This window comes from Coriobacteriaceae bacterium (assembly GCA_025993015.1).
In the GTDB taxonomy this organism is placed as follows: Bacteria; Actinomycetota; Coriobacteriia; order Coriobacteriales; family Coriobacteriaceae; genus Collinsella.
In genome coordinates this window covers 164240-181927 of record DAJPFV010000001.1, presented here as the reverse complement: position 1 = coordinate 181927, position 17688 = coordinate 164240, and the positions used below count along the sequence as shown (strand labels likewise).

Sequence of the window (17688 nt, the reverse complement as noted above, 5' to 3'; positions counted from 1 at the left end):
CGCCTGCCAAACCTCAACGCAATACCGTCGCGCACTCTAAGCCTGTCGGGCATGCTCGACAGACCAGTCGTCCGGTCGTCGGCTCGCAGCTCGGTAATCGTCCGGCTGCAAAAAAGTCCTCGCGTCCCTCGGTGACGTCAAAGTCTGTTATGGGCGCCAAGCCTGCCCGCCCCATGGCAACTCCTAAGCCCTCGACGGGAACTAAAGCGGCGCGTCCAGGTCGCACACTGGGCGCATCGAAACCGCGCTCGCTGACATCGGTGCCGGCTACCGCCAAGAAGCCTTCGGGTAAAAAAGGCGTAAACCCGTTGTCTTCACTTGGGGCGATGGCAAATAAAACATCAGACGCCGCTTCTGTCGTTGCAGGCAAAGGCAAAATCGTGGGCGGGGTTCTGGCCGCCTTGGCCGTGCTCGTCGTCGTTGCCATCGTGGTGATTAACTCTGGATTGTTTACTGCCACTGATATTCAGATTCAAGGCAGCGAGCATGTGACGAAGCACGATGCTATCCAGCTGATCGATTTGCCCGAGGGAACGTCGCTTTTTAACGTCGATCCCGACCAGATTACCGAGGATCTCAAGCAGAACCCGTGGGTCTCGGGCGTGGATGTCCAGCGTCAGTTCCCGCATACGCTCATCATTACGCCGATGGAGCGCAAGGTCATTGCAATTGCCTATATCAGCTCCGATGACCTTGCCTGGGCCATCGGGGATGATGACACCTGGATCGCCCCGCTGTCGACGTCGGTCGAAGTGGATGACCAGGGCAACGTCATCACGACGGGGCAGGGCTCAAATACCCTGACCGGCATTGATGCCGCGCTGGCGCTCGCTAAGCACTATGGCGCGGTGTTGTTGACTGATGTCTCGGCGGATGTCGCTCCGGTTTCCGGCCAGGCAGTGAGCTCCAAGGCCGTTAAGGCTGGCTTGGATTATGTGCGTGGTTTTTCGAGCGAGTTCTTGGGACAAGTCAAGGATATTTCCACGCCTTCGGTCGAAGCCATCTCGGCAAACCTCAATAACGGCATTGAGGTGTCGCTGGGCGATTCGGACGATATCGCCAAGAAGGAACGCGTAGTCACCAAGTTGCTTTCGCAGGTAGAGGGCGTAACGTATATCAATGTGCGCTCTCCGGGCAACTACACATTTAGGAATGCTCCGACCTCATAGCGCTGGTTGATGCTTTGTTGAGTGGCCATACCACGCCGTTTATCTGGTTTGTTTGGTTTTCACGGTCAATTATTTGACTGATACGTTCATAATGTGCAACCATAATACGGTTTACCTTTGCATTTACTTTCAACCTGAAGGTTAATGTGCGCAGGGGTCGACCCATGCTATGGCTATAACCTTTGTTCGGAGGACCGACATGCACGAGACAGAGATCAACAACTACCTTGCCGTCATTAAGGTGGTCGGCGTCGGCGGCGGCGGTACCAACGCGGTCAATCGAATGATCGAAGAGGGCATCCGCGGCGTCGAGTTTGTTGCCATCAACACCGATGCTCAGGCACTCGCGATCTCTGATGCCGATATCAAGGTGCACATCGGCACCGACCTTACCCGCGGCCTGGGCGCCGGCGCCAACCCCGAGGTTGGCCGCAAGGCTGCCGATGAGTCCCGCGACGACATTGCCGAGGCGCTCGCTGGCGCCGACATGGTGTTCATCACCTGCGGCGAGGGCGGTGGCACCGGTACCGGCGCTGCTCCCATCGTTGCCGATATCGCGATGAACGAGGTCGGCGCACTGACCGTCGCCGTCGTGACCAAGCCCTTCACCTTCGAGGGCCGCAAGCGCAAGAAGAGCGCCGAGGAGGGCATTAAGACCCTCTCCGATTGCGTCGATACCATGATCGTCATCCCCAACGATAAGCTGCTCGACATCGCCGAGAAGAAGACTACCATGCTCGAGGCCTTCGCGATTGCCGATGGCGTCCTTTCCCAGGGCACCCAGGGCATCACCGACCTCATCACCGTCCCCGGTATCATCAACCTGGACTTCGCCGATGTTAAGACCATCATGAAGCAGGCCGGTACCGCCATGATGGGTATCGGTACCTCTTCTGGGGATACCCGTGCCGTCGACGCTGCCCAGCAGGCCATCTCCAGCCCGCTGCTCGAGAGCTCCATCGATGGTGCCACACGCGTGCTGCTCTCCATCGCCGGTTCCAAGGACCTGGGCATCCAGGAGATCAGCGACGCCGCCGACGTTGTCGCCAACGCCGTCGACCCCGAGGCCAACATCATCTTCGGTACCGTTGTCGACGAGTCCCTGGGCGATCAGGTGCGTATCACCGTCATCGCTACGGGCTTCTCCGACTCCAACGTCAACCGTCAGGACGAGCTCTTTGCTGCTCAGCAGTCTCAGAGCAAGGCCGCTGCCTCCGCTGAGCCGCAGCGCACCGCTCCGGCCACCAGCCCGGCTCAGGCCGCTCCGACCCGCAACGTCGGTGGCACCGAGCTTCCTAACTTCGGCAACGATCAGTTCGAGCTTCCCGACTTCCTGAAGCGCGGTAGCTTCTAAGTCGTTCTTTGCATTGTTGCTCACGGGGGCGTGTCCGTATGGACGCGCCCTTTTTATTTCGACTTTGTAAACTAGAACCTCCAATCTCTTTACGTTCCCTTTACGATTGCCTCCAGTGCAGCAGGTATCCTTTTAGAGAAGTATGACAGCCGTATAAACGCGGGCTGTAGCGGCGATGCCGCGGTACTTGTGTTATTAGGAGGCTTTAGTATGGCAGCACGTGCGGACAACGTTTCGCGTGTCGACCATGATGGAGTTACGTTGGTGGAAGGCGCGACATCCGATGTTCGCTTTGCCTTCACCGAGCGCGCCGGTGGTGTTTCCGAAGATGCGTACTCCTCACTCAATTTGGGCTCGCATGTTGGCGATGACCCCTTTGCTGTTCAAGAAAATCGTCGTCGCGTGCTCGAGGCTATGGGTGCCGCCGAGTGCGAGCACAACTTGCTCGTTCCCAATCAGGTCCATGGTGACCATATCGTTGCGGTGACCTCGAACGGCGCCGATGACCTTGAGGACGTCCGCGAGCAGATTGCCGAGGGCTGCGATGCCATCGTCTGTACGGCGCATAACGTACCCGTGCTGCTCTGCTTTGCCGACTGCGTTCCCGTGGTGCTGGTGGCCCCCGGCGGATTTGCCGTGGTGCACTCCGGTTGGAAGGGCACGATTGCACGTATTTCCGCCAAGGCGTGCCAGGCGCTTTGCGATGCTGCCGGTTGCGATGCGAGCGACGTTTCCGCCTATATCGGCCCCCATATCTTGGGTGACGAATATGAGGTATCCCAGGAACTCATGGATCGCTTTGCCGCCGAGTTCTCTTGCATCGATGCGAATACCTCTCGCATGCTCGATCTTTCCGCTGCCATTCGCGAGGCGCTGGTAGATGTCGGTGTCGACGCGGATAATATCGTGGATACCCAGCTTTCGACCGTGCGTCAGAACGACCGCTTTTATTCCTACCGTAACGAGGACGGCACCTGTGGGCGCCATGCTGCTATCGGCGTGATGCTATGAGAAAGATCGTATCGGTCCTGAGCGCCGCTGTGCTTACGCTTACGCTGTGCGCCTGTTCTTCGGGATCTTCTAGCTCTTCCATTACCGTGGCCGGCTCCACGACCTGCCTTCCTATCGCCGAGATTGCGGCCGAGGGCTTTAAGGAGGAGACCGGCATCGACGTGCTCGTTTCCGGTTTGGGTTCTTCCGCTGGGATCGAGGCCGTCAGCGCCGGCACGGCCGATATCGCCAGCTCCTCCCGTGGACTCAATGCCGACGAACAGGATCTGGGCCTGACTCCCATTGTCATTGCCCACGACGGTATTGCGGTCATCGTGAACGACGACAACCCCGTCGATAACCTCTCGACCGAGCAGCTCCGCGATATCTACGCCGGCAAGATTACCAATTGGAAAGAGGTCGGTGGCGAGGACCTGAGGATTCAGGTCATCAACCGAGACGAGGCGTCCGGTACGCGCGAGGCCTTCCGTACCATCGTGATGGATGGCACGCCGTTCGATCGCCGCTCGGCCGTTCTTTCGGGTACGGGCCAGGTGCGCGACGTGGTATCTCGTTCGCGTGGGGCCATCGGCTACATTTCGCTGGGCTTCGTCGATAGCCTCAACGCCAAGACCTCGGTCAAGGCCGTCTCGGTCAATCATGTTGAGGCGTCCGAGAAGACGGTCGCGAGTGGCGGCTATCCCATCTCGCGCGACCTTTACTTCTTTGTGAAGGGTGTGCCTTCGCAGCAGGCGCAGGATTACATCGACTATGTGACGTCCGAAAAGATGGACAAGCAGATTCGCGAGGCGGGCTTTATTCCCGTCACCAACGACGAGAAGGGGAGTGAGTAGCATGGAAGCACAGGAAAACTCCCAGACTGAGCAGAATGTTCAGACGCCCAAGAAGCGCGAGCTGGCGCTCGTATCGCGCAGTACCTATATCAAGGAGAAGGCGCTGCAGTGGATCTTCTTTGCCTGCGCGTTCTTGGCGGTCGTTACCGTCATCCTGATTTTTGTCTTTACCACGTACTCGGCGCTGCCCGTCTTTACTGACATCGGTCTGGCTGACTTCTTTAGCTTTACGTGGGCGCCTTCCGAGGGCCACTACGGCATCTTGTCGCTGCTTGCTGGCTCGGGTCTGGTGACCGTCGGTGCGCTCGCCATGGGCGTGCCGCTGGGCGTGGGTACGGCCGTTTACCTGGTCGAGATTGCCAGCAAGCGCGTGCGCAAGCTCATCAGCCCCGCCGTTGACCTGCTGGCGGGCATACCCTCCATCATCTTCGGCTTCTTTGGCATGATCATCATCCGCCCGTTTATCGCACAACTGACCGGCGGCCTTGGTTTTGGTGCGCTGACGGCGTGGTTTGTGCTCGCCATCATGATCGTCCCTACCATCACCACGCTCACCATCGATGCTCTCAATTCCATTCCCATGGGCATTCGCGAGGCATCGTATGCCATGGGCGCCACAAAGTGGCAGACCATCTATAAGGTCGTGCTACCTGCCGCGAAGCTGGGTATCGTTGATGCCATCGTGCTGGGTATGGGCCGTGCCATCGGCGAGACCATGGCCGTGCTCATGGTCGTAGGTAACGCCCCGGTTATTCCCGACAGCATTGCGAGCCCCATCTCGACGCTCACGAGCCAGATTGCGCTCGACATGAGCTATTCCTCGGGTCTGCACCGCTCGGCGCTGTTCGGCATGGGTGTGGTCCTGTTTATCATCTCCGCCACGCTGGTGGGTATCGTTCGTCTGATTTCCAAGAAGAAGAGGGGGTAGGCTATGTCCGATTCCGTTGACACGACGGTCGATACGACCTCGTCGCGCGAGCGCATCAAGCGTGCCCTTTCCCACGGCAAGAAGGGCCGCATCAACAAGGACCTGTCCAACAAGATCATGCTTGGCGTGTTTCGTGCCGCTGCCTACATCACCACGCTGGTGCTGGTCGCTATCATCGCCTACGTGGTCATCAACGGCCTGCCACACATCTCGCTCGACTTTATCTTCGGTTGGCCCCAGGGCGTCAACGCCGAGGGCGGAATTTGGCCCACGATCGTCTCGACCGTCTACGTGACGGCGCTCGCCATGCTTATCTGCACGCCGATCGCTGTGCTGGCAGCCGTCTATCTGGCCGAGTACGCCAAGCAGGGCAAGGTCGTCGAGCTCATTCGCTACGCTGCTGACGCTTTGGCCTCGGTGCCCTCCATCGTTATGGGCCTGTTTGGCTACGCCTTGTTTGTCGAGGCTATGGGCCTGGGCCTTTCGATGGTCTCGGCCGCTCTGGCGCTCGCGCTCTTGATGCTTCCCATCGTCATGCGCACCACCGAAGAAGCCATTCGCGCCGTTCCGCGCTATATCCGTTGGGGCGCGTACGGCCTGGGCGCTACCAAGTGGCAGGTCGTCTCCAAGATCGTGCTTCCTTCGGCCTTTGGCCGCATTGCCACGGGCATCGTCCTTGCCATCGGCCGTGCCATCGGCGAGACCGCCGTGGTGCTCTACACCATGGGCCAGGCCATCAATCTACCTATTTCGCCGCTCGATTCCGGTCGTCCCATGACCGTTCACCTGTACCTGCTTGCCAACGACGGCATCAACATGAACGCAGCCTACGGCACCGCGCTCTTGCTGATGGTGATCATTTTGGCCTTCAACCTGTTTGCGCGCTTCCTGTCGCGCAAGCGTCGCTAGTTAAGGAGTCCCATGTCCGTTTATCAGTCCGCTCCCGCGTTGGAGCAAGCGGCCATTACGGCCAAGGATTTCAACTTTTGGTACGGTGACTTTCATGCGCTGACGGGGCTTGACCTCAACATCGCCAAAAACGCCATCACCTCCTTCATTGGCCCTTCGGGCTGCGGCAAGTCGACGTTTTTGCGCTGCATCAACCGCATGAATGACCTGATTGAGGGCACGCGCGTCGAGGGCACCATGACGCTCGACGGCAACGATATCTATGCCGAGGGTGTCGATCCGGTCGATCTCCGTCGTCGCGTGGGCATGATCTTTCAGCAGCCCAACCCGTTTCCCAAATCCATCTACGAGAATGTCGCCTTTGGCCCTCGTCTGCAGGGCGTGACTAGCAAAAGCGACCTCGATGACATCGTGGAAGAATCGCTCAAGCGCGCCAACCTCTGGAAAGAGGTATCCAATCAGCTCAACAAGGATGGTTTGGCGCTCTCGGGCGGTCAGCAGCAGCGTCTGTGCATCGCGCGCGTGCTTGCGGTGCAACCCGATGTCCTCCTGATGGACGAGCCCTGCTCCGCCATCGACCCCACTTCCGTCTCTAAGGTCGAGGATCTGATGGCCGAGCTGGCGCCCGAGATGACGATTATCATCGTCACGCATTCAATGCAGCAGGCAGCTCGTATCAGTGACTACACCGCGTTCTTCTTGCAGGAAGTTGCCGGCGAGCCCGCTACGCTCATCGAGTATGGTCAAACCGACGCGATCTTCATCAGCCCGGTGGACTCGCGGACGGAAGACTATATCACCGGCCGCTTTGGCTGATCGGTGCGACTAGTCCCAAGCCGATCGGATCTGGTCCGGTGCGTATTCACTGTGCGGGCGGCATGACCGCACCCAACTGATTGGAGTGAACCATGCGCAAACTGTTTTCCCGTCAGCTCATCGAGGCCCGTCACGAGATGCTGAGCATCTACGAGGCCGTCGATCTGGCCCTCCACGATGCCGTGAAGGCCTATGTGACCGACGACCGCAAGCTCGCCACCAAGACCAAGAAGCGTACGCTTTCGATTGACGCACGCTGCGCCAACCTGGAGGCCGTCTGCTACAACCTGATTGCCACGCAGTCAGCGGTCGCCTCCGACTTCCGCTTGCTGCAGACGATCATCTACGTCGACTTTAACCTGCAGCGCATGACCGATAAGGTTCGCCAGATTTGCCGCGCCACGCGTCATATGATCAAGGCCGACATCTCGCTGCCCAAGGAGCTTGTCGGCACGGTCGAGGCCGAGGCTGAGGCCGTCTACCAGGTGCTGGGCTCTTCGCTTTCTGCGCTCGTCACCAACGACATGTCCATCATCTGCAACTTGGCCGTCGAGGACGAGCCAGTGCACGCCGCCTACGAGAAGTTCTTCCGCACCTTTAACCGCATGGACACGGGCGATTTTATGGACGACGACAGCAACTATGACGACCTGCGCCGCGCCATCATGGTATCGCGCTATCTCGATCGCATCGCCTCGATTTCCATCGATGCCGCCTGCCGTCTGACCTTCCTGTTGACCGGACAGCGTATGACTGCCGGTGATATCGCCTGCACTGATGAGGATGAGCTCGAGAGCATGCGCGTGCCTTCGGGCGAGGGTGTTATCATGAGGCCCGCCGTCGATGCACGCTACGTTGCCAAGGTGCCCGTTAACGAGGTCAGCGAGGGTCTTCGCTACCTGCTCGATCATCTTGAGGATGAGGACGATGGCGAGGACGACGAGGAGTAAGTAACCCCGTTCGTCGAAAGATTGTAAATACCTAAGTGAGCGCGGCCTTGCACATGCGGGGCCGCGCTCTTGCGTTAGCATGGGACTACTTGTTTGGCTGTCAGCGGAGGCGATTGGCAATGGATAACTATTTGGACTTGATGCGCGCTCGCCGCGAGCAGATTCTGGAACGTTTTTATGCGGCGCTCGATCGCGCGGGCCGTCCCCACGACGCCGCGCGCCTCATTGCCGTGTCCAAGACCGTTGGTGTCGATGAGACCGTTGCCGCCATCCAGGCGGGGTATCGCCATTTTGCCGAGAATCGCCCGCAGGAGCTGGTTCGCAAGCTCACAGGTTTGGCGGAGCATCCGGAGCTGCCCGAGGTGCGCTTCGATATGATCGGCAACCTGCAGACCAATAAGATCAATGCGGTGCTGGGCTCAGCCGAGCTGATTCACTCGGTGGGTTCGCTGCATCTGGCGCAGGCGATCTCGAGCCGTGCTGCCCGCAAGATTGAGGCAGGCGAACTCGCCGGCCCCCAGCGTGTGCTCATTGAGGTCAATGTGAGTGGTGAGGAGTCGAAGGGAGGCTTTTCGCCCGATGAGATTCGCGCCGCCGCGGGTGAGCTTGCGGAACTTGAGGGAATTTGCGTACAGGGGCTTATGACTATGGCGCCCCGGGGGAATAAGGATGTGGCACGCCGCACCTTTGCGGGGCTTCGTGAGCTGAGGGATGAGCTGGAGGCGGCGCATCCCGATTTGAACCTGCCTGAGCTTTCCTGCGGCATGAGCGAAGACTTTGAGCCTGCCCTTGAGGAGGGCTCTACGCTCGTTCGCCTGGGCAGGGTAGTATTTAGCCCGGAGTTTGCAGTAAAATAAGGCTCTGAAGTGCGCACTGATTATCGGGGCGCCTGCACTAAACCGCGAGAGGACACAACCATGGGCTTCCTTGACGAGATTAAAAATAAGATGCACCTGGGCGGCCAGCAGGGTTACGACCAGGGTTATGGCCAGGACGACGACTACGGCTACAATGATGGCTATGACGATGGCTATCAGGGCAACGGCTACAGCGGTGCTTCGGGCGAGGGCTTCTACACCCAAGACGAGCCGAGCAACGGCCTGCTTGGTCAGACGCGCCGTGGTGAAGCTGAGTCGGTTGCCGTGTATACACGCTCCGGGCAGCTGGTCGGCGATGACTCCCGCCATGCCACGACGTATAACCCGCCTTCGCGCTCGCAGGACAGTGTTGCGAGCGGTTATCGTCCTGGTGCCTATGACACGCCGTCGAGCTACGCCGAGAACACCCGCGCCCGTGCCGCCGCTGCGCCTGCGCCTGCACCGAGCGATGCCTCGGCCTATGCGAGCAATATCATCAACGCCACACCGCAGCTGCCGGCCTATGTCCTGCGCCCCGAGAGCTATGACGACGTGGAGACCGTGGTGCGCCGCGTTCGCACCAAGCAGCCTGTCGCACTGATTTTTGTGGGCGTACGCACCGAAGTTGCCAAGCGCGTCTTGGACTTCTCTTACGGCTTTGCCTGCGGTCTGGGTGCCACGGTCAAGGAGGTGGGCGACCGCGTGTTCATGGTGCTGCCCGCCGGTTGCGAGGTCAAAGATTCCGATCTCAAGAAGCTTCGTGCCGACGGCTACCTTAAGTAAAGACAAGACGAGGAGATTCCCATCAACATCTACACTATCGTCCAGCTGGTCAATACGCTGTTCAACTTCTATTCCACGCTCATTGTCGTCTACTGCTTTATGACGTGGATTCCCATGAAGCAGGGTGGTTTGCTTCAGGATATTGCCGCGGTGCTTGATAGCGTGTGCGGTCCGTGGCTCAACCTGTTCCGTCGTTTCATCCCGCCGATGGGCGGTATCGATTTTTCGCCGGTCGTTGCGATTATTGCGTTGCAGTTGGTGCAGAGGCTGGTTCTGCAGCTTCTTATAGGTATACTCGTGTAGAACTGTCTTAGTAACTTACGTCGGGCGTGTAGCGCCGAGGCGATGAAAAAGGAGACTTGTTATGGCTATTACCCCTGCAGACATCCAGGCTCAGACTTTCTCTGAGGCCAAGCGTGGCTACGATCCTGCTGAGGTCGACGTCTTCTTGGAGACGCTGTCCTCTGAGGTTGACGCTATGCTCGCTAAGATCGTCGACCTTAAGGGTCGTCTGACTGCTACCGAGCAGCAGCTTGCCGATGCGCAGGCTCAGCTTGCCCAGGCTCAGGATGCCCCCGCCCAGGCCGTTCCTGCCGCCCCCGTGGCTGCTCCCGCCCCTGACTTCTCCGCTCAGGAGCGCCAGATTTCCGCTGCCCTGATCGCTGCCCAGCAGACCGCTGAGACCATCGTCAACGATGCCAATGAGAACGCTGAGCGTATTCGCAACGAGGCTGACGCCAAGGCCCGCGAGGTTATCCGCCAGGCTCTGACCGAAAAGCAGGCTGAGCTCGAGGAGATCGATCGTCTCAAGGCTTCTCGTGAGGAGTTCAAGGCCGAGTATCTCAAGCTCATCCAGCACTTCATGGACGATGCCCAGAACTCCTTCCCGGCCGACCTCATGGCCTCCACGCCGGTCGGTTCTGCCGCTTCTCCTGCGGTGACTGTTCCCGCCGAGCCGCTGCCCGTCGCTGACCCGGTTGTCCCCGTGGCCGATCCCTTCGCCCCGATCGACAACTTCGCTGCCGACGACCTGGACTAACATTCGGCCTACAATTTAGTGCCTAGAAAGGACCCGCAGCTTGCGGGTCCTTTTTTATGACTGTACCGGGGCGCGCAACATAAAAAACCGAGCCCTGCACATAGTGGCGCAGAACTCGGCGAACCGGTGAGCGGTCAAGGATAGGTTTTAGGGCATGTCCCAAAATCTACTTGAGGAGGAAGTCGGAGAGGGGAATGGTACGGGCCTCGCGATGCTCGGAATCGGCGATGTGGTCGGCAGGATATCCGCAGACGAGCATGTGATAGGGATAGACGCCCTCGGGCAGGTTGAACTGCTCCTGTGCCACCTCGGGCTTAAAATGGCATACCCAACACGTTCCCAGGCCCTGCTCGGTGGCCTCCATCATCATCTGATCGCACACTATGGACGTATCGATTTCACTGGAATTCATCTGGTCATACGGGCGCACCCAAGCGTCTTCGGTAACGCTACAAATAAGGAAGATGAGCGGAGCGCCAAAGATAGATCCATCACGAGCAAACCGAGGCTGACAAGCAGCAGCCTTCTCCAGAAGCTCAGGCGTATCCAGCACCATCACACGAGAAGGATGATTATTACAAGCAGAAGGAGCAATCCGCCCAGCCTCAACAATGGCATCCACCACAGCCTGCTCCACAGCCCGATCTTCAAACTCACGACAAGAATACCGACCCCGAGCCAGATCCAAATAACTCACAACCAAGCCCTCCAAATTCAGTGTATCAACCCAAAGCAAAACAAAGGGTACCCAAAGCCCGATCCAGCCAAACGTTTAAGGCGGTCCCAAAGTTCCCAATCGGGCTCAAAGGCCCTGTCAACAAAAGCCTCATTGCTTTCAAAGTATCAGCCAAAGTTCCCAATGGTGGTACGTAAGGCGAAGGGCCGGCCACGGTTTGCTTTCGAACGACTCTGCAAAGCAGCCGGAGTGAGAAAGCAAACCGTGGCCGGCCCTTCGCCGCCGGGACACGTACCCCCAATTAACTGTTCTTCATGACAATCGAATCCACAACATCGGCCACATTCTCGCAGCAGTCGGCGCAGTACTCCAGGAAGGCGTAGACGTCACGCCAAGCGATGACCTCGAGCGGATCCTTGCCGTTAACGTGCAGGTTGCGCATGGCGTTGATGTAGAGCTCGTCGGCCTCGGACTCGATGGTGTTGATCTGGATGACCAGCTCGCGCAGCGTTTTGGACTTGCGGTAGTTGGGAAGCTCGACCATCAGGTCTTTCATGGCGCGGCAGGCGTCAGTCACCTTGTGGGCGATGACGATGGCGTCGGGATGGATGCTCTGAATGTTGGTGAAGTAGACGCGCTGCACGACGCCCTCAATACGGTCGAGCACGGTGTCGAGCGCGCAGCTCATCAGATCCAGATCCTCGCGCTCGAGCGGGGTGATAAAGGCGGTGAGCAGGGCGTCTTCGAGCTCGTGGTGCTTCTTGTCTGCCGCATGCTCAATCGCATGCATCTTATTGAGCATGTCGTGAATCTGCGCGGGGTCGAAGTTCTCGAAAATCTTGGTGAGCAGCTCGGCGGCCTGGACGGCAAGGTCGGCGCAGGCGACGTAGTTGTCGAAGTAGAACGAATCGGGTTTCTTTGCCATGAGCGGGTCCTTTCGAGGCGAAGACGGGTGGGCGAAGTATTACGGTCCGGATGGACGCTCGGTTTGACTAGATGAACATCATGAACAGCTTGGCCATGACAAAGCTGATGAGTCCGCAGGCGGGGAAGGTAAAGAACCAGGTGAACATCATGTCCTTGACCACGCCAAAGTTGATGGCCGAAAGGCGCTTGACGGCACCGACGCCCATGATGGCGCAGGTCTTGATATGGGTGGAGGACACGGGGATGCCGGTAAGGGTGGCAAGCAGCAGGTTTGCGGCGCCTGCGAGGTCGGCGGAGAAGCCCTGGTACTTTTCGAGCTTGACCATGCTCTGGCCGACGGACTTGATGATGCGCTCGCCGCCCACGCTGGTGCCGATACCCATAGTGGCCGAGCACAGCAGCATAATCCAGATGGGGATGCCTGCATCGCCGACGCTCGTCTGGCCGCTGGCAAAGGCCACGCCTAAAAAGAGCACGCCGATGAACTTCTGTCCATCCTGCGCGCCGTGCATAAAGCTCATGGCCGCAGCGCTCGCGATCTGAGCGTATTTAAAGAAGACATTGGCACGTCGCCTGTTGGCGGCGGCGAAAAGAATCGAGACGAGCTTGCACAGGACCCAACCCATGACAAAGCCCAAGCCGATGGAGAGCGCCAGACCGTAGATAACCTTCATCCACTCGTGGACGTTGACGCTGCTCGCGCCGCCGAGGGCGATAGCGGCACCGGTCAGGCCGGCGATGAGGCTGTGGCTTTGCGAAGTGGGGATGCCAAAACGCGACGCTGTGGCGCCGTAGACGACGATGGAGAACAGCGCCGCGCATAGGCAGGCGAGCGCCATGGTGCTATTTCCGCCAAAGTCGACGATATGTGAGATGGTGTTGGCGACGCTCGCGTTAAAGTGCGTCATGATGAGTACGCCGAGGAAGTTGAATGCGGCGCTCATGAGAATGGCGGCACGGGCGGGCATGCAACGCGTAGTGACGCAGGTCGCGATGGCGTTGGGCGCGTCGGTCCATCCATTGACGAAGATGGCGCCCAATGCGAGGATCACGGTGACGGCAAGGACTGGGTTCGACACAATTTGGCCGAGGAAGGTTGAGAACGTTACGTCCATATATGGGCTTTCTCGAAGTTTGCAGGCACGTTACAAAAACATGATAAATCGTATCACCTCCTGCGGGTCTCTTTACCGAGTTCTGATGGGAGAAGTGAACTTTTTGGCACTAAAATTGAATATTTGCCCTGTTGACCGCGGGTGTTCTTTTTGCTAACACGCCATGCGGACACGTGCGATTACTACGACACTCCAAAACCACAGTCTGTTCGCTTTACAACATACAAACATGCGTTCGATAATAGGAGGCATGGAATATCGACAGACAGACGGCAAAACTCGGCGCGTACACAAGCAGTATGTGGACGTCGTGGCTCGCATCCTCGCGGGCGGACAGGTTGTGCCGGTTACCGTCTGCTGGGTTGACGGTCGCTGCTTTACGATTGACGAAATTATCTCGACCACCGGGTTTGGCCTGATGGTCCACGGCATCCGTACGGCAACCTATAAGGTGCGTTTTGGCGGGCACGCGACCGAGTTGTATCTGGAGGACCAGACGCGCGAGCGGGCGGACGGCTCGCAGGCACACGTGATGCGTTGGTGGGTCTGGGCCTTTGATCGCACGCTCGAGGGCGAGCGCCGTAGGTAAGGACGTACGGCATTCGGGTACAATGACAGGAATCTTGTCAGCTACTGCGCTGTCGCGGCGCTTTTGAAAGGACGAAATTATGAACGATATTCAGGGCTATCAGAACGGCCCCATCGAAACCGGCGCAAGCCGTGCCAAGGAGATGTCGCCGCGTGCGTATAATCTTGCCATGTCTGCCCTGATCTTCTTGGGCTTTTGCGCCATGGGCGCCGGCGCCTACTTTACGAGCACCATGTCGTTTGCGCGCATGATGATGAGCGGCGCCGCCTTGCCGCTGGTCTTTGGCTCGTTTATTTTGACCATCGTCGGCATGGTCATGATGTCGGCCGCCGCCAGCAAGCAGTCCGTGGGCCTGTCCCTTGTGGGCTACGTAATCTTTGCGAGTACCTTTGGCCTGACCGCGTCGTTTGGCCTTGCCAACTATGACCTGCCCACCATCAACACCGCTTTTATCGCCACGGCCGCCATCACCTTTGTCTTTGGCGCGCTTGGCGTGACCTTCCCCAAGTTTTTCCAGCGTGTGTATGGCATCGGTTTTGGTATTCTGCTCGCCACTATTCTGGTTGAGATCGTGCTGATGTTCATGGGCGTTTCGCAGTCCATCACCGACCTGATCGTGATTGTGGTGTTCGCTGGCTTTATTGGCTACGACACCTATGTTGCCACGACGGTGCCGCCTACGCTGCCCAACGCCGTGCTCATGGCCTCTAACCTGTTCGTGGATATTATCAACGTGTTCCTGCGCATTCTGAACATCCTCGGCCGTCGCGACTAGTGGCGAATTGCGGCGGTGCTTGCCGTGCGTGCAAATCGATGCGAAAGGCGGTCCTTCGGGGCCGTCTTTTTTGTACGCGGCGGGGTATCATGGATGGGAAAAGCCGATAGCGGCAGAGACCGAGAAAGGTGACCACTTATGGCAGACGTCGACAACAGGAACCGTAACCGCAGGTCCAACCGAGCGGGTCAGCCCAATCCCAAGCGCGAGGCCCGTGCCAAGGCCGCCGAGCGTCACGTGGCAACTGTGTCCGAAGCGTGCGCCAAGGATATCGAGCGTTCGCTTGCCGGTGTTCGCGAGTTTGACGGTATGCCTGCCGGCTTTGTCTCGGCGATGAAGGCCAAGGCCCAGAAGGCAGCGGCTGCCGAGGAGCAGGCTGCCGAGGACGTCGAGGCTGCTGAGGCTGCCGAGGTTGAGGCCGCTGAGGTGGAGACTGCGGTCGAGCCCGAGGTGGCACTCGAGCCCAACGAGTCGGCCGACGAAGCCGAGTCCGCGCCCGCGGAGGAGGCTGCTCCGGTCCTGCCCGAGGTCACTGTGCTTGATGCCTCCGCCACGCAGGCAATCCTCGATAACGGCCGCGGCTATGCGCAGTTCTGCGACATGGCCGTGCTCGCCTTTGCCTCGTTCACCAATCCGGGCGGTGGCTATATTCAGGGTTATCTGGGCCAGGAGGCCACGCTGTGCGCCGATTCGTATCTGTACAACGTTCTCGATAAGCAGCGCAAATGGTACGGCGAGAACCGTCGCCGCAACATCAACTGCGAGCTTTACCGAAACCGTGCGCTGGTGGTGCCTGCGGTGCGCTTCGACCGCAACCACGTGCATGCATACGCCGACGTGATCGTGGCCGCCGCGCCCAACGTTAAGCGCGCCCGCCAGGAGTATCGCGTGAGCGACGATGCTCTGCTGGATGCCCTGCGCGACCGCATTCGCTTTGTGCTTGCCATCTGCGACGAGCTAGGTCGCGAGAAGCTCGTGCTGGGCGCTTGGGGCTGCGACAACAACGGCTTTGACGCAGAGGCCGTGGCCGAGCTCTTCCGCAAGGAGCTCGCGTCGGGCGACTTTAAGGTCAAGCAAGTCTTCTTTGCCGTGCCTTCTACGCGCTGGGATGAGGATTTTGCCAAGTTCGAGCACGTGCTGGCAAACTTCCCCGAGCGCAACGAGGAGTCCTATGCCCAGGTTGCCGCTCGCGCTGCGGCAGCTCGCGCCGCCGAGCAGATCCAAGCTGCTACCGAGGATGATGAGGACGAGGACGACTGGCGCAAGTACCTGTAATCGGTACGTGCTGACAGATGGGTCGAGCCGGCGGGAGAGGCTGCTTCCGTCGGTTTTTTACTGAGCGAGGGGCTTACGATGAAAAACGTTCTATGCTTTGGCGACAGCAACACCTATGGTTACGATCCGGCGGGCATGCGCGACGGCACCGCGGTGCGCTATGCGCAGGATGTGCGCTGGTGCGGCGTGGCCCAACGTGACTTAGGCGAGGGCTGGCATGTAATTGAAGAAGGCCTCAACGGCCGCACGACGGTACGCGACGACATGTGCCATCTGAACACCAATCTTAACGGCATCCGCGCACTGCCGATGCTGCTCGAGGCCCATAAGCCGCTGGATGCGATCGTTATTATGCTGGGAACCAACGATTGCAAGACGGTCTTTGGTGTGACGGCCTCCGATATTGCCCGTGGCACCATGGCGCTGATTCGCGCGGTGCGTGCATTTCCCTGGACCAATGCTGCACCCTGCCCGCGTATTCTGCTGATGGCACCTATCAAGATCAAGCCGCAAATCGCCGATGTATATATGACCGATTTTGACGAGCGTTCCGTCGAGGCCTCGGAGCATTTTGCTGAATACTATGCGCACGTAGCCGAGCAGTTTGGCTGCGACTTTTTGAATGCAGCGGAGTTTGCCGAGCCGGGCGATATCGACTATCTGCATATGATGCCCGAAAGCCATGAGATCCTGGGTCACGCCGTGGCGGCCAAGCTCCAAGAGATGCTCGGAGAGTAGCGCGACCCCAAGCCACCGCAAAGGGGACGGGCGCCTTTGCGGTGGCTTTGGACTGCGAATCTTAATACTGCCACATGTGGTTGACGGGGCCGGAGCCTTTGCCCATGTCAAAGCCGGCGGCCAGAGCGCCTGTCAGGTATGCCTTGCCGGCGTTGACGGCGTCGGCAAGATCCATGCCCTGAGCCAGCGCGCAGGCGATGGCGGACGAGAGCGTGCATCCGGTGCCGTGCGTGTTGTCGGTCTCGATGCGCTTGTGGCGGAACCACGTGGTGAGTGGATCTCCCAGATGGTTGCCCTCGTCATCGAGTGGCGCGGGTTCGGCCAGTACATCGTTGGCCTCGTTGACAAGATGCCCACCCTTAACGAGGGATGCGCAACCAAAGCGGCGGGTGAGGAGCATGGCAGCATTTTGCTGCGTGCGCTCGGAGTCGACCTCATAGTCGAGCAGTGCCATGGCCTCGGGAATATTGGGCGTGATAACCGTCGCTAGCGGGAACAGGCGGCGGGTGAGCGCCTCGGCGGCATCTTCGGCAATCAGCCGCGCGCCCGAGGTGGCGACCATGACGGGGTCGACGACCACGTTCGTTGCGTTCCAGGCGCTCAAGCGGTCGGCGATGACTTCGATAATCTCGACAGAAGAAACCATGCCGATCTTGACGGCGCTGGGGCGGATATCGTCAAAAACGGCGTCAATTTGCGCGGCTACGATATCTGGCGAGATATCCTGCACGGCGGTAACGCCCAGGGTGTTTTGCGCTGTGATGGCGGTGATGGCCGTCTCGGCATACAGGCGGTGCGCCGTGATGGTCTTGATGTCGGCCTGAATGCCGGCACCACCGCTGGAATCTGATCCTGCGATGGACAGGACGGCGGGTACCTTACTGCGATCCATGTTCGCTCCCTTGTTCGGTCGGATGCAAATGGGTCTTTAAGCCAGCATTATA

At 59.0% G+C, this 17688-nt stretch carries 20 protein-coding genes; 16 read left to right on the top strand and 4 right to left on the bottom strand.

Going from position 1 to position 17688, the window contains the following annotated elements; translation table 11 throughout:
- Positions 1 to 380: 380 nt before the first annotated feature.
- The 12 genes from OIL77_00815 (at position 381) to OIL77_00760 (ending at position 10649) form a co-directional block, all read left to right on the top strand.
- Positions 381 to 1169, top strand: coding sequence for an FtsQ-type POTRA domain-containing protein (locus OIL77_00815; GenBank protein HJI43967.1), 789 nt, complete (start codon positions 381 to 383; stop codon positions 1167 to 1169).
- A gap of 199 nt (positions 1170 to 1368) precedes the next feature.
- Positions 1369 to 2523, top strand: a complete 1155-nt coding sequence (gene ftsZ / locus OIL77_00810; GenBank protein ID HJI43966.1) for a cell division protein FtsZ — start codon at positions 1369 to 1371, stop codon at positions 2521 to 2523.
- Between the two features lie 210 nt (positions 2524 to 2733).
- Positions 2734 to 3534 (top strand): polyphenol oxidase family protein, encoded by an 801-nt coding sequence (locus tag OIL77_00805; protein ID HJI43965.1) that lies wholly within the window; start codon positions 2734 to 2736, stop codon positions 3532 to 3534.
- Positions 3531 to 4367 (top strand): phosphate ABC transporter substrate-binding protein, encoded by an 837-nt coding sequence (locus tag OIL77_00800; protein HJI43964.1) that lies wholly within the window; start codon positions 3531 to 3533, stop codon positions 4365 to 4367. The genes OIL77_00805 and OIL77_00800 overlap by 4 nt, the downstream gene beginning before the upstream one ends.
- A 1-nt stretch (position 4368) precedes the next feature.
- Complete coding sequence (gene pstC / locus OIL77_00795; GenBank protein HJI43963.1) at positions 4369 to 5295, top strand: phosphate ABC transporter permease subunit PstC; 927 nt, start codon at positions 4369 to 4371, stop codon at positions 5293 to 5295.
- A gap of 3 nt (positions 5296 to 5298) precedes the next feature.
- A complete protein-coding gene (gene pstA, locus OIL77_00790; protein ID HJI43962.1) occupies positions 5299 to 6204 on the top strand; it encodes a phosphate ABC transporter permease PstA in 906 nt (301 codons plus the stop codon).
- A gap of 12 nt (positions 6205 to 6216) precedes the next feature.
- Positions 6217 to 7020: a phosphate ABC transporter ATP-binding protein PstB gene (gene pstB, locus OIL77_00785; GenBank protein ID HJI43961.1), complete on the top strand. Its 804-nt coding sequence runs from the start codon at positions 6217 to 6219 to the stop codon at positions 7018 to 7020.
- Between the two features lie 92 nt (positions 7021 to 7112).
- Positions 7113 to 7970, top strand: a complete 858-nt coding sequence (locus OIL77_00780) for a phosphate uptake regulator PhoU (GenBank protein ID HJI43960.1) — start codon at positions 7113 to 7115, stop codon at positions 7968 to 7970.
- Positions 7971 to 8089: 119 nt separating this feature from the next.
- Entirely contained in the window at positions 8090 to 8827 is a 738-nt protein-coding gene (locus OIL77_00775; protein ID HJI43959.1) for a YggS family pyridoxal phosphate-dependent enzyme, read from the top strand.
- A 60-nt stretch (positions 8828 to 8887) separates the two neighbouring features.
- Positions 8888 to 9610, top strand: coding sequence for a cell division protein SepF (locus tag OIL77_00770; GenBank protein ID HJI43958.1), 723 nt, complete (start codon positions 8888 to 8890; stop codon positions 9608 to 9610).
- A 57-nt stretch (positions 9611 to 9667) separates the two neighbouring features.
- Positions 9668 to 9913 carry a YggT family protein gene (locus OIL77_00765; GenBank protein HJI43957.1) on the top strand — a complete coding sequence of 82 codons (246 nt, stop codon included), beginning with the start codon at positions 9668 to 9670 and terminating at the stop codon, positions 9911 to 9913.
- Between the two features lie 61 nt (positions 9914 to 9974).
- The gene (locus tag OIL77_00760) at positions 9975 to 10649 is read left to right on the top strand and encodes a DivIVA domain-containing protein (protein ID HJI43956.1); all 675 of its coding nucleotides are present in this window, start codon (positions 9975 to 9977) and stop codon (positions 10647 to 10649) included.
- 166 nt (positions 10650 to 10815) lie between these two features.
- Here the strand turns inward: OIL77_00760 and OIL77_00755 are convergent, their stop codons facing one another.
- The 3 genes from OIL77_00755 to OIL77_00745 all read right to left on the bottom strand — a co-directional run bounded on the left by OIL77_00755 (position 10816) and on the right by OIL77_00745 (position 13367).
- Positions 10816 to 11346, bottom strand: a complete 531-nt coding sequence (locus tag OIL77_00755) for a nitroreductase family protein (GenBank protein ID HJI43955.1) — start codon at positions 11344 to 11346, stop codon at positions 10816 to 10818.
- Between the two features lie 280 nt (positions 11347 to 11626).
- Positions 11627 to 12250, bottom strand: a complete 624-nt coding sequence (locus OIL77_00750) for a DUF47 family protein (protein ID HJI43954.1) — start codon at positions 12248 to 12250, stop codon at positions 11627 to 11629.
- A 67-nt stretch (positions 12251 to 12317) separates the two neighbouring features.
- Positions 12318 to 13367, bottom strand: a complete 1050-nt coding sequence (locus tag OIL77_00745; GenBank protein HJI43953.1) for an inorganic phosphate transporter — start codon at positions 13365 to 13367, stop codon at positions 12318 to 12320.
- A 250-nt stretch (positions 13368 to 13617) separates the two neighbouring features.
- Here OIL77_00745 and OIL77_00740 point away from each other — a divergent pair, with 250 nt between their 5' ends.
- From OIL77_00740 to OIL77_00725, 4 genes are all read left to right on the top strand, one after another.
- Positions 13618 to 13956, top strand: a complete 339-nt coding sequence (locus tag OIL77_00740) for a hypothetical protein (GenBank protein HJI43952.1) — start codon at positions 13618 to 13620, stop codon at positions 13954 to 13956.
- Between the two features lie 79 nt (positions 13957 to 14035).
- Positions 14036 to 14731: a Bax inhibitor-1 family protein gene (locus OIL77_00735; GenBank protein ID HJI43951.1), complete on the top strand. Its 696-nt coding sequence runs from the start codon at positions 14036 to 14038 to the stop codon at positions 14729 to 14731.
- 138 nt (positions 14732 to 14869) lie between these two features.
- Positions 14870 to 16006, top strand: a complete 1137-nt coding sequence (locus tag OIL77_00730) for a TIGR02452 family protein (GenBank protein HJI43950.1) — start codon at positions 14870 to 14872, stop codon at positions 16004 to 16006.
- Between the two features lie 78 nt (positions 16007 to 16084).
- Positions 16085 to 16744, top strand: coding sequence for an SGNH/GDSL hydrolase family protein (locus OIL77_00725; protein HJI43949.1), 660 nt, complete (start codon positions 16085 to 16087; stop codon positions 16742 to 16744).
- Between the two features lie 61 nt (positions 16745 to 16805).
- Here the strand turns inward: OIL77_00725 and thiD are convergent, their stop codons facing one another.
- On the bottom strand, positions 16806 to 17636 hold the full coding sequence (gene thiD, locus OIL77_00720; protein ID HJI43948.1) for a bifunctional hydroxymethylpyrimidine kinase/phosphomethylpyrimidine kinase: 831 nt from the start codon (positions 17634 to 17636) through the stop codon (positions 16806 to 16808).
- Positions 17637 to 17688: the final 52 nt, after the last annotated feature.